7 protein-coding genes are annotated in these 12163 nt (G+C 72.9%); 3 read left to right on the plus strand and 4 right to left on the minus strand.

Features of this window, described 5'->3' with window-relative positions; all coding sequences use genetic code 11:
* Window position 1 precedes the first annotated feature (1 nt).
* The 3 genes from fgd to cofG are packed head-to-tail and all read right to left on the minus strand — an operon-like array spanning window position 2 to window position 4952.
* On the minus strand, window positions 2–1012 hold the full coding sequence (gene fgd, locus ACO03V_RS12510) for a glucose-6-phosphate dehydrogenase (coenzyme-F420) (RefSeq protein WP_367728528.1): 1011 nt from the start codon (window positions 1010–1012) through the stop codon (window positions 2–4).
* On the minus strand, window positions 1009–2499 hold the full coding sequence (locus ACO03V_RS12515; RefSeq protein ID WP_423137809.1) for a flavin-containing monooxygenase: 1491 nt from the start codon (window positions 2497–2499) through the stop codon (window positions 1009–1011). The genes fgd and ACO03V_RS12515 overlap by 4 nt, the downstream gene beginning before the upstream one ends.
* Window positions 2496–4952 (minus strand): 7,8-didemethyl-8-hydroxy-5-deazariboflavin synthase CofG, encoded by a 2457-nt coding sequence (gene cofG, locus ACO03V_RS12520; RefSeq protein WP_423137810.1) that lies wholly within the window; start codon window positions 4950–4952, stop codon window positions 2496–2498. Before cofG ends, ACO03V_RS12515 begins: the two co-directional genes overlap by 4 nt.
* A gap of 108 nt (window positions 4953–5060) precedes the next feature.
* Between cofG and ACO03V_RS12525 the strand changes: the two genes are divergently transcribed.
* The 3 genes from ACO03V_RS12525 (at window position 5061) to ACO03V_RS12535 (ending at window position 8827) form a co-directional block, all read left to right on the plus strand.
* Window positions 5061–5450 carry a hypothetical protein gene (locus ACO03V_RS12525; protein WP_367728534.1) on the plus strand — a complete coding sequence of 130 codons (390 nt, stop codon included), beginning with the start codon at window positions 5061–5063 and terminating at the stop codon, window positions 5448–5450.
* Between the two features lie 167 nt (window positions 5451–5617).
* Window positions 5618–8563: an immunoglobulin-like domain-containing protein gene (locus ACO03V_RS12530; protein ID WP_423137811.1), complete on the plus strand. Its 2946-nt coding sequence runs from the start codon at window positions 5618–5620 to the stop codon at window positions 8561–8563.
* Window positions 8564–8650: 87 nt separating this feature from the next.
* Window positions 8651–8827 carry a hypothetical protein gene (locus tag ACO03V_RS12535; protein WP_367728538.1) on the plus strand — a complete coding sequence of 59 codons (177 nt, stop codon included), beginning with the start codon at window positions 8651–8653 and terminating at the stop codon, window positions 8825–8827.
* A 552-nt stretch (window positions 8828–9379) separates the two neighbouring features.
* On the opposite strand, the gene ACO03V_RS12540 is transcribed toward ACO03V_RS12535, so the two are convergent.
* Window positions 9380–12061: a LamG-like jellyroll fold domain-containing protein gene (locus ACO03V_RS12540; RefSeq protein WP_423137812.1), complete on the minus strand. Its 2682-nt coding sequence runs from the start codon at window positions 12059–12061 to the stop codon at window positions 9380–9382.
* Window positions 12062–12163 lie beyond the last annotated feature (102 nt).

A 12163-nucleotide genomic window follows, 5' to 3' on the forward strand; every position in this document is an offset into this window, starting at 1 on the left:
GTCAGGAGAAGCGCGCACGCAGGCGGGGCAGGATCTCCTCGCCGTACGTGCGGAGGAACTCCTCCTGGTCGTGGCCCGGGTCGTGGAAGACGAGGTGCCGGAACCCCAGGTCGACGTACCGGGCGATGCGCTCGACGTGCTCGTCCGGATCGGTCGACACGATGAACCGGGATGCCGCCCGCTCGATCGGCAGCTCGGCGGCCAGGCGCTGCATCTCGATGGGGTCGTGGACGCTCATCTTCTCTTCGGCGGTGAGGGCGAGCGGCGCCCAGAAGCGCGTCTTCTCGAGGGCGGTGTCGTGGTCCGGGTGGTACGACACCTTCACCTCCATGAGGGTGTCCACGTCGTCGCGCGTGCGACCGGCCTTCGACAGCCCGTCGTCGAGCGCGGGCAGGAGCTTCTCGGTGTAGAGCTCCGGGTCCTTGCCGCTTGTGGTGATGTAGCCCTCGGCGATGCGGCCGGCCAGACGCGTGGCCGCCGGACCGGAGGCGCCGATGTAGATGGGCACCTTCTGCTCCGGGCGGTCGTAGATGGTGGCGTCCTTCACCGAGTAGTAGGTGCCGTCGAACGTGACCCGCTCGCCCTCCCACAGCTTGTCGATGAGGGTGATGGCCTCCTTGAGGCGCTGGAAGCGCTCCGGCGGCTCGGGCCAGTCGAGGCCGAGCGTGACCTCGTTGAGCGCCTCGCCGGTGCCGACACCCAGGACGACGCGACCCGGGTACATGACGCCGAGGGTCGCGAACACCTGCGCGATGACGCCCGGATGGTAGCGGAACGTGGGGGTCAGCACCGACGTGCCGATGATGACCCGCTCGGTGCGGGCGCCGAGGGCCCCCAGCCAGGGCAGGGCGTTGGGCGCGTGCCCGCCGTCGTGCATCCAGGGCTGCAGGTGGTCCGAGAGGAAGACCGAGTCGAACCCCATCTCCTCCGCGAGCACGCCGAAGCCGAGCAGCTCGTTCGGGCCGAACTGCTCGCTCGAGGCCTTGTATCCGAAACGCAGTGGGACGCTCATCGCTCTCCTCCTATCCCGCACCCGCGCACGGGGGTGTGCGCGGGCTCGAACTCCGACCCGTCTGTGCCGGTCAGTCTCTCGTGGAACGCCTGCACGGTCCCCGGCCACAGCAGCGTCAGCCGCCCGGACCGGTCGTCGACGTACCAGTTCCGGCAGCCGCCGGTCATCCACGGCGTCGACGCGGCGGCCGCGGCGATCTCGTCCGTGTAGGCCGCCTCCGCCGCGGGGCGGACCCGCAGCGTCGCGTCGTCGCGGCGGTCGCGCTCGGCCAGGGCGCGGACGACGTAGGCCGCCTGCTCCTCGATCATGAGCACCGCCGAGTTGTGGCCGAGGCTGGCGTTGGGCCCGTTCAGCACGAACATGTTCGGGAAGCCCGACACCACCGTGGACCCGAACGAGGTCATGCCCTCGCTCCAGTGGTCCGCCAGCGTGCCGCGCTCGCCGCGGACGAGGTCGGCGTAGGGCTGCTGCGTCGACGCGAACCCGGTCGCCAGGACGAGCACGTCCGCCTCGTGGCGTCGCCCGCTGCCGGCGGTCAGGGTCGAGCCGTCGACGGCGGCCAGCGCGGAGGACTCCAGGGTGACGGCGTCCGAGGCGACGGCCGGGTAGAACGCGTCGGAGAGGAGCACCCGCTTGCACCCGAAGGCGTAGTCGGGGGTGAGGGCGTCGCGGAGCGCCGGGTCGGCGACCTGGGCGTGCAGGTGCGCGAGCGCGGCGGAACGGGCGGCTCCGGATGCCACGGCGTCCCCCGACCGGGAGGCGAACCGCGCCTCGCCCTCGGCGTACAGGTGCGCGCGCAGGCGCGCCAGCGCCCCCGGCTGCGAGGCGAGGCGCTCGCGCTCGGCGGGAGCGATGTCGTGCCCGCCGCGGGGGACGATCCAGGCGGGCGTGCGCTGGAACAGCGTGACGTGCGCGGCGCGACGCGCCAGCTCCGGGACGAGCTGGACGGCGCTCGCGCCGGTCCCGACGACGGCCACCCGCCGGCCGGAGAGGTCGACGTCGTGGTCCCATCGCGCCGAGTGGAAGAGCGGTCCCGGGAAGGACTCGAGACCGTCGATCGCGGGGACGAACGGCTCCGACAGCCGGCCGCACGCGAGGACCAGCGACCGAGCCACGACCGGCTCGGCGCCGGTGTCGAGGCGCCAGACCGCGGCGGCGGCATCCCATTCCGCCCCCAGCAACGGCGTGCGCAGCCGGAGGCGTTCGCCGAGGCCCTCGCGCGCTGCGACGTCCCGCAGGTACGCCTGGATCTCGTGCCCGCCGGCGAAGGTGCGCGACCATCCGGCGTGCGGGTGGGCGGCGAAGCTGTAGAGGTGGGCCGGGACGTCGCACGCGACGCCGGGGTAGGTGTTGTCGCGCCAGGTGCCGCCGACGTCGTCGGCGCGCTCCAGGACGACGATGTCGTCGCGCCCGGCGCGCCGCAGGGCACCCGCCATGCCGAGCCCGGCGAACCCGGCTCCGACGATGGCGACGTCGACGACGCTCACGCGGGGGACCCCGCCGACCCGGTCGTGCGGACGTCCGCCGACACGCGGTAGTCGGTCGTCCGCAGGCGGAAGGGCCGCATCAGGCTGCGCGCGAGACGCTCGGCGTCGGGGACGGGCAGCTCGTTCCCGTGCTCGATGCCGGTGTCGGGGAGGACGCGCCCGTCGTAGAGGGTGCCGCCCAGGTCGTCGCCGCCCGACCGCAGCAGCACGGCCGCGGTCTCGCGACCCACCCGGGTCCAGGGGATCTGCACGTGCGGGATGCTGCCGGACAGCAGCAGCCGCGACACGGCCACCATGGCGCGGTGCTCGTCCCGGGCCGCCCGGCCCTCGACCAGGGGCACGTCGCCGCCGGGCAGCGGGATCGGCACGAACTCGGCGAAGCCGCGGGTCCGCCCCTGGATCTCGCGCAGACGCCGGAGGTGGGCGATGCGCTCGGCCGCGGTCTCGACGTGCCCGTAGAACAGGACCGACGTCGAGCGGAACCCGGCGCGATGCGCCGCCGTGATCGTCTCCACCCATCGGTCGATGTCGAGGTCGCCGGGTGCGATCCGCTCGCGCACGCGCTCGCTCAGCACCTTCACCCCCGTGCCGGGAACGGTGTCGACGCCGGCGTCGCGCATCGCGGCGAGGGCGCCGTCGAGTCCGAGCCCCCCGCGTTCGGCGAGATCCACCACGTCCTGCGGGCGGTACGCGTGGACATGGATGCCACCCGCCCCGAGCTTCACGGCCCGGACGATGTCGAGGTAGGCGGTCGGGTCGACGTCGTCGGGCAGACGGCCCTGCACGCAGATCTCCGTCGCGCCGAGTCCGGCGACGTCGGCCGCGATGGCCGCCGCGTCGTCGAGGTCGAACTCGCCCTCCGCCGTCCGCCCGCCCGGACGGAAACCCGTGGACGTCAGGTTGCGGTTCTGCACGAGGGTGATCGGCTCGCCGACGGTGTACCGGCGCGCGTCGTCGGCGGCGGCGGTGAGGGCGTCGAGGTCGTCGCCGGTCGCGCGGAGCAGCCGGACCCAGTCGGCGTCGTCGAGCGCGAGCGGGTCGGCCGCCGCCCGCTCGGCGAGGCGCCCGACACCGGGGTCTCCGGCGCTGTTACCGCCCGGGCCGGCGCCGTGAGCGCCGGGGGAGGAGGAGATGTCGCGAACGGAGGATGTTCCCGTGGCGGGAGATCCTCCCTCCGCGTCTTCTCCTCCCGTCGCGCGCCGACCCGCGCCGAGAGGGAGGACGTCGGCGGCGAGGCCGGTGGCATCCCTCAGCTCCCGGACGGGGCCGTGCAGGGCCGGGTCGATCCACCGGTCCGGGTCCGCGAGGTACTCGGGGTGCGCCGTCAGACGCTCCCGGAGCTCGAAGCCGTGGTCGGCGGTCGCGGCGGCGAGGTCGTCGATGTGCGGCCAGGGGCGTTCCGGGTTGACGTGGTCCGCGGTGAGCGGCGACACCCCGCCCCAGTCGTCGATGCCGGCGTCGAGGAGCAGTCCGAGCTCGCGCGGGTCGGAGAGGTTCGGCGGGACCTGGATGCGCATGTCGGGTCCGAGCACCAGGCGTGCGACCGCCACCGTCGCGAGGTACTCGGCCGTGTCGGCATCCGGAGCCCCCTGCATCGCGGTGCGGGGCTTGGCCCGGAAGTTCTGGACGATGACCTCCTGCACGTGCCCGTGCCGATCGTCGCTCTCGCGCAGGGCGACCAGCGACTCGGCGCGGTCGCGGACGGTCTCGCCGATGCCGACGAGGATGCCGGTCGTGAACGGGATGCCAGCGGCCCCGGCGTCGTCGATGACCTTCAGACGCAGCGCGGGGTCCTTATCGGGGGAGCCGTAATGGACCTGCCCGGGCTCCTCGAACAGTCGGCGCGAGGTCGTCTCGAGCATCATGCCCATCGAGGGCGCGACGGGACGCAGCATCGCGAGCTCGTCGGGGAGCATGACGCCGGGGTTGGCGTGCACGAGCATGCCCGTCTCGGCGGTGATCAGGCGCGCGATGTGGGCCACGTACTCGACGGTCGAGGCGAAGCCGTGCGCGTCGAGCCAGGCCCGGGCCTCCGGCCAGCGGTCCTCGGGGCGGTCGCCGAGGGTGAGCAGCGCCTCCTTGCACCCGAGGGACTGGCCCTGCCGGACGACCGTGAGCACCTGCTCGGGACTCATGTAGGTCGGCTTGCGCAGCAGGCTCAGCTGCCCCGGGGTGTCGACGAAGATGCAGTAGTGACAGCGGTCGCGGCACAGGGTCGTCAGCGGGACGAAGACCTTGCGCGAGTACGTGACGACGCCCGGACGTCCGGCGCGCTCGAGGCCGACGTCCCGCAGGGCCGCCGCCGCGGGGAGCAGCCGGTCGAGCGGCGCGTGCAGCAGCATCTCGGCCTCGTCGACGGTGGGGCGGTGCCCGTCCGTCACGCGAGCGAGGAGATCGTCGATCGAGGCGCCTCGGGCCGGTGCGACCTGCGGCGCAGCGCTGCCCGTGCTCATCGCTCCAGGCTATCCCTCCGCTTGCGCATCCGGGTCGGGGCGCGATCGTTGCGCTCTCGTGAGGTGGACGGCCGGGAACGGCCCGGGGGCGCTGGCAGACTGGATGCCATGGTGACCCTGCTGCTGGACTCGACGCAGCTCGAGGTGGTGCTCTCGCCGACCGAGCGTGCGATGTCATTCCGCAAACGGAATATCGTCGTGCCGCGCGACACCATCGAGCGCGTCCAGCTCACCGACGACGCCTGGACGTGGCTGCGCGGCGTCCCGAACCCGGGTGTCAACGTGCCCGTGGTCGGGGCGATGGGCACGTGGAAGTCCGCCGGGGGGAACGACTTCGTCATCATCCGCGGGCGAAAGCCGAGCGTCGTCGTCGACCTGCAGGGGCACGACGAGTTCGAGCGTCTGATCCTGACGACGAAGCACGGTATCGCCCTGCTGAAGGCGCTGCGTCTGGATGTCGCCGCCGAGCCCGAGGACGTCGCCGACATCGTCGACTGACCGCCCACGGGGCTGTTCCTGAGAGCCCGGCGACAAGGACGCGACGCGCATTGTTACCGAGAACAATTTGCGCTAACCTGCTCGGACCCGCACACCTCACAACCGGGTTCGATGCCGAACCCGAGAAGGCCGCGTCGCCGTCGACCGTCCTTCGGAAGGGATCGTCGATGTCGCCCCTACCCCCGTCCTCGCGAGCGACCCCCGGACGCCTGCCGCGCCGGACGCTCGCCGTGTCGGTCGCCGCCGCGTGCCTCGGCGCGCTGCTGTCCCCGGTGTCCGCCGCGACCGCGGCCGTCTCCGTGCCCGCGCCCGTGCTGGAGTACACGTTCGACCAGCTCGCGGCGAGCCCGGCCGACGGCGCCGTCATCGCCGACGCCGCCCCCGGGAATCACCCCGGCACGGTCGTGAACGCGGGCGCCTCCAGCGTCGCCGGGCCCTCGGGCGCTGCGGCCGACAAGGCGCTGTCGCTTCCGGGCGGGGCGAGCACGGCCGCCGCACCGCACGTGCGGATCGCTCCCGGTCTCATCCCGGCGGGAACCGCTGACGTGACGATGTCCGCGTGGATCCGTTGGAGCGGAGCCCCGCAGTGCACGTGGCCGTTCACCCTCGGCTCGAGCGTGAACGCGCACATCCTCGCCACTACGCAGTGCGGCAACGCCGGGTACGGCGCGATCAAGAACGGCGCCGAGGTGCGCGCCTCGGGAACGGCCCCGGTCGCCGCGTCGCGCTGGGTGCACATGGCCGTCGTCGTCACGGGCGGCACGTCCGTCGCCACCTACCTCGACGGCACCCTCGTCGGCCAGGCGGCCACGAGCTACACCGCCTCGGCCGCCATCGGCAGCTCGACCTTCTCCGGCTACCTCGGCAAGTCGTTCTACGGTCCGGACGCCTACTGGGCCGGGGCCATCGACGACGTGAAGGTGTGGACGTCCGCCCTGTCGGCCGCGCAGCTCCAGCAGACCGAGAGCGACGTGCACGCGGGGATCGCCCGCGGCGACGCCGCCGTCTCGCTCGGCGACACCTCCCGCGTGACCTCCGACCTCGCCCTGCCGACCACCGGCGCGGGCGGCTCGACCCTCACATGGACCTCCAGCAACCCCGCCGTCGTCAGCACCACCGGTGCCGTGACCCGCCCGGTCGCCGGGTCCGCCGACGCGACCGTCGTCCTGACGCCCACGGCCACCCACGGCGGCGCCGCCGTCGCCGGAGCGGGCATCACCGTCACCGTCCCGGCCTACGCCGCCGGGGACAGCGCCGAGGCCGAGCTCGCTCGCGCGGTGGCCGACGCCGTCGCCGCCGAGCCCGCGCTGGCCGGTCCGATCCGCGGCAGCGTCACCCTGCCGACGACCGGCGCGGACGTCGACGCCACCGCGACCCGCCCGGGTGCGGCGAAGGCCGCGATCTCGTGGTCCTCGTCGAACGAGGCCGTCCTGTCGACCGTCGACGAGGGGACGGCGCCGAACGTCGTCGCCAAGGGTGCGGTGACGCGTCCGGCGACCGACACGCAGATCACGCTGACCGCGACGGTGACCGTGCCGGGAGCGGCATCCGTCACCCGCACCCTCACGCGCACGGTCCCGGCTGCGGCCCCCGTGGCCGCCGGCGACCTCGACGCGTACATGTTCGCGTACTTCACCGGAGACAACATCGAGGGCGAGAAGATCCGCTTCGCCACCTCCGACGGCAACGACTCGCTGCGCTGGAAGACCCTCAACGACGCCCAGCCCGTGCTGACCTCCACCAAGGGCACGATGGGCCTGCGCGACCCGTTCATCCTCCGCTCGAAGGAGGGCGACCGGTTCTTCCTGCTGGCCACGGACCTCTCCGTCGGCCGGAGCGGCTGGGGCGGCTCGACCGATCGCGGCAGCCACTTCCTCGAGATCTGGGAGTCGACCGACCTCGTCAACTGGGGCGAGCAGCGGCACGTCGAGGTCAACCTGCCCAACACCGGCATGACCTGGGCGCCCGAGGCGATCTACGACGAGAGCATCGAGGCCTACACCGTCTACTGGACCTCGACGGTGTTCGCCGACGACGCCCGCACCATGCCGGACGGCAACGGCCCGCAGATCCTGCTCTCGACGACCCGCGACTTCCGCGACTTCACCACGCCCGAGCCGTGGTTCAAGGCGGCGGACGTCCCGGGACTGGTCCAGGGCAACGGTCTGATCGACTCGACCGTCCTCAAGGAGGGCGACACCTGGTACCGGTTCACGAAGGCGACCGAGCGCACCGGCTGCGCATCGCCGGACATCATCGGACAGAAGTCGACCGACCTGCGCGCCACGACCGCGTCGGGCGCCTGGTCGCTCATCGACACCTGCATCGGCCGCACGGCCGGGACCCCCGAGGTCGAGGGGCCGGAGATCTTCAAGGCCAACGAGGGCGACCGCGCGGGCTACAAGTACTTCCTGTGGGTCGACAACTACGGCGGCCGCGGGTACATCCCGCTCGGCACGAACTCGCTCGAGGGCGACATCCAGTGGACGATCCCCAGCAGCTTCTCGCTGCCGGCCTCGCCCCGCCACGGCTCGATCCTGGCCATCACGGCCAAGGAGCGCGACGCCCTCGCGGCGAAGTGGAACCCGTCGCTGCTGGTGACCTCGGTCGACCCGGTCTCCGCCACCGTGCAGGCCGGCGCCACCGAGGTGGCGCTCCCCGCCACCGTGCAGGCCACGTTCAAGGACGGGCACCGCGAGACGGTCGCCGTCACGTGGGACAAGGCCGACCTCTCCTCGCTGAAGAAGGCCGGCGACACCGTCCAGGTGCGCGGACAGCTGGCGAACTCGGCCGCGACCCCGGCGATCGCGACCGTCACCGCGACGGCTCCCCCCGGACCCGCCGTCAGCGCCGTCGTCTCGACGCGCTGCGTCGCGGGCAAGGTGGTGCTGACCACGCGGGCGACCAACGACAGCGACGCGGCCGCGGACATCACGGTGCGCTCGGCGTGGGGAACGAAGACCCACAGCGCCGTCGCACCCGGTGCCACGGTCTCGACCGCGACCACCGTCCGGGCCTCGGCGGTCGACGCCGGCTCGGTCGAGGTGACGGCCAAGGGCGCCTCCGGCTCCCGCACCATCACCGCCTCGTTCGCGGCGGCCAGCTGCCGCTGACGGGCTCACGCCGAGACGGGCGGAGAGGGTGGCACCCCTCTTCGCCCGCCTCGGCGTCCCGTGCATGACACCCCCGGAGAAGACCCCATGACCCGCCGCCAGATCCTCACCGCCCTCGCCCACGGACTCCTCGTCACGTCGGCCGTGGCCCCTGCGGTCGCCGCTGCGACGCCCGCGGACGAGATCCGCGCCTCGATCTACGAGATCGACAGCGCCGAGCCCGACACCCTCCTCATCAACGGCCGGGCCTTCCTCCTCGAGTAGGCCCCGCCGCTGCTGCCGTGCTGCCGCCGGAGCTCTTGGCGCTGACTTGTCGCAGATGTACGCCGGAATGCTCCTCCGGCGTACATGTGCGCCCAGTCAGCGTGGTGGGCGGGGGCTGGCGGCACCCATGCCTTTCTCAGCGAGGAGAAGGGCGATGGATGCCACCGGGGCTGGCCCCGCGGCATCCCTCCCTCTACTGCTCCGGGGTCCCCGCGCTGCCCCGCAGGCCGCTCTGTCACCCCCGGCCGGCGCTGACGTGGCGCAGATGTACGCCGGGGTGGTCCTGCGGCGTGCATTCGCGCCAACTCAGCGCTGCGGTGAGGGGTGTGAGCCCGCGGCGTCCCTGCCTCTGCTGCTCCGGACCCCGCGCCGCCCCGCAGACCGCCCTGTCGCGCGCGACGGCGCTGACGTGGCGCAGATGTACGCCGGGGTGGTCCTGCGGCGTGCATTCGCGCCAACTCAGCGTTCGTTCGAGGGCGCGCGGCATCCCTCCCCGACGCCCGGACACGACGAAGGCGCCGATCCCCGACGGGACCGGCGCCTCCGGGGACGTCAGCGGCAGGTCGCCGCCGCGTACGGTGCCTTCACCGTGGCGGTCGCTCCGTTGCCCGTAGCCGTCACCGTCGCCTCGCCGGCCGCGACCGTGGCGCTGCGAGTCGTGAAGGAGACGCTGGTGGTCTTCCCGGCGGCCAGCGACGCGACCGACTTCGTGCCGTGGGCCGACTCGACCTTCAGGGCGACGGCCGTCGTACCCCCGTTGACGACGCGCGTCAGCACGGTCACCTTGCCCGCCACGCAGCGGGTCTCCGCCGTCGCCGTGACGCTCAGCGCCGGGGCGGTGACGACGACGTCCGCCGTCACGGTCAGGGCGGTGGAGCTGAACAGGCGCCGGTCCGCCGCGTCGTAGGCCGTCGACCCGTTCGCGCCCGCCCACTGGTTCAGGTTCGCGCCGATGGTGCGGACCGTCCCGGTCACGGGGTAGGTGCCCGGCCGGCTGGTGTCGACGCCGGAGAGGTTCCACGTCACCGGCTGTGCGGCCGTCCCGCGGCCGTAGGCCAGCGTGACCTGCGCCTCGCGCGGCAGCGCGCCCGTGACGGCCTGCGCGTCCGCGCCCTGGGCCACGGCGGCGTCGCCGAGGTCCGTCGCGACGACGCTCGCGGCATCCGCCTTGCGGATCCCGTCGTACTGCCCGAACGTCAGCGGGACGATCCCGCCGTGCTTGGTGCTCGGGGCCATCGAGAAGGTGTCCGACATCAGGGTCGTCCAGCCGGCGTCGAGGTCGGTCGTCTGCATCGGGCGGTACCCGGTGGACGGGATGACGTCGACGTAGAGGTACCACGCGTCCTCGCCGTGGCGCTGGAAGACCGCGGGGCCCTCCACACCGCCGGCGTTGCCGCCGGCCCACGAGGCGCCGATCCGCTCCTGCACGGTGATCCAGCGGGTGCCCGGCTTCCACCAGTCGGCGGCGGTGGTCGACTCCATGTAGATGCCGCGGCCGAAGGCGTTGTCCTTCGTCACCCGGTAGGTCTTCCCGTCGTTCTGGATGACCGTCGTGTCGATGGCATCCCCGCCGGTGTCGATCATGACGCCGCCGTACCGGTAGCTCTGCTGCGTGAAGTCGGTGGTCGCGCCCCAGAGCACGCGGGAGTACGAGGGTCCCGTGTGGGCGGCGTCGGGGTAGACCGTCGACGACCAGTAGAGGACGAACGCGCCGCTGCCGTCGGCGTTGTAGCCGGGCACCCAGGTCGCCTCCGGCGCCCACGCCATGCCCAGTTCGGCGACGTCGGTGCCCGCCGGCGACTGCGCGACGTCGAACTGCCGCAGGTCGCTCCACGTGATGAGGTCCTTCGACTCCCAGACGTTCAGCTTCGTGCTGCCCTGCGAGGACCAGTAGCACCAGTCCGTGCAGCCGCTGCGACCGCGGTCGCCGCCGAACACGCGCAGGTCGGTCGCGATGATGTAGTACGTCTTGGTCTCGGGGTTGAAGGTCAGGTAGGGGTCGCGGACGCCGGTGGTGCCGAGCTGCGACGCGAGGATCGGCTGGCCGCCGTTGAGCGGGTCCCACACCTCGGGGTCGTCGCCGCGCGAGACGTCGAGGTAGATCTTCTCGGCGTAGCCGTTGGCGTCCTCGATGAAGTGGACCATCGCGTAGCCGAAGGCGTCGGTGGCCGCCGGGGTGGGCTGCACCGTCACGGGCACGGACCGCGTCGCCGCGACTCCGCGCACCGTCGCGGTGGCGGTGAGCGTGGCGGAGCGGGGGTCGCTGCCCGCCGCGGGCAGCTGCGTCGTGACCGTCCGGCCGTCGGCGGCGACCGTGATCGCCGGGTCGGTGGAGGTCCAGCTGACGCGGCCGCCGGAGGTCGGCAGCGTGGTGACGCTCTCGTCGATGGTGACGGGAGCGACGGCGTCCACGACGGCCTGGGCGGCGGCGCGGTGCGCGTCCGCATGGATCGCGGCGTCCGCGTCGGACACCCCGGCGACCTCGGCGGAGCTCAACGCCCGGTCGTACACGCGGAACGTCGACACCTCGCCCTTGTACATCGGGTCGGGGTAGGGCGCGCGTCCGATCGCGTTGAGGGTCTGATCGGTGATGTCGGCAGGCGAGAGGGAGGTCGGGGTGGATGCCACCTGCGCACCGTCGACGTAGAAGGTGATCCGTCCCGCTGCCCCGTCGATGACCGAGGTGAGGCTGTACCAGCGGTCCGCCGTGAGGGGCGAGCCGGAGCGCGCGTTGACCTCGCCGCCGCCGCCGTTCGTCGTGATGACGGTGCGGGGGTTGTCGCGGACCGACGAGAAGTACGACCGGGTCGGCGAGTCGCTGCCGATGTTCCAGAGGAAGTTCCAGTTGTTCTTCATCGACGCGTCGAGCTTGGTCTCGATCGTGATCGTGGCCGACCGGGCGCCGGAGAGGACGTTGTCGGGCAGACGGACCCAGCTGGCGGTCGGGCTGGTCTTCGCGCCGCCGGTGAACACCAGCGACGAGCCGGTCCACAGGGCGTCCGTCCCGTTGACGACCGTGGCCGCACCCAGCGCGGTGGGGGCGCTGTTCGGGACGGAGGCGCCGGCGGTCTCGTCGAACAGGTACTCGGCGCGCAGGCCGGACGAGGGGATGGATGCCGCCGCGACCGCCGGAGCGACGGGCACCAGGCCCGCGGCGATCAGGGCGGTGCCGACGGCGGTGGTCAACAGGGTGCGGAACCGTCGGCGCGTCGAGGGCGTCGGGGGTGCGGTCATCGTTCCAGCTCCTTCGCATGGACGATCGACCCGGAGGGGGTCGGGGATCGTCGTGATGTTACCGCTCACTAACGCCGGGGCACAAGGGATCCCGCCCAGCGG

The sequence above is a fragment of the Microbacterium sp. HMH0099 genome (assembly GCF_049384025.1).
GTDB lineage: Bacteria > Actinomycetota > Actinomycetes > Actinomycetales > Microbacteriaceae > Microbacterium.

Coding starts and splice junctions, on each gene's coding strand:
- fgd (WP_367728528.1), bottom strand. CDS start 1,012: ATGAGCGTCCCACTGCGTTTCGGATACAAGGCCTCGAGCGAGCAGTTC.
- ACO03V_RS12540 (WP_423137812.1), bottom strand. CDS start 12,061: ATGACCGCACCCCCGACGCCCTCGACGCGCCGACGGTTCCGCACCCTG.
- ACO03V_RS12525 (WP_367728534.1), top strand. CDS start 5,061: ATGGTGACCCTGCTGCTGGACTCGACGCAGCTCGAGGTGGTGCTCTCG.
- cofG (WP_423137810.1), bottom strand. CDS start 4,952: ATGAGCACGGGCAGCGCTGCGCCGCAGGTCGCACCGGCCCGAGGCGCC.
- ACO03V_RS12535 (WP_367728538.1), top strand. CDS start 8,651: ATGACCCGCCGCCAGATCCTCACCGCCCTCGCCCACGGACTCCTCGTC.
- ACO03V_RS12530 (WP_423137811.1), top strand. CDS start 5,618: ATGTCGCCCCTACCCCCGTCCTCGCGAGCGACCCCCGGACGCCTGCCG.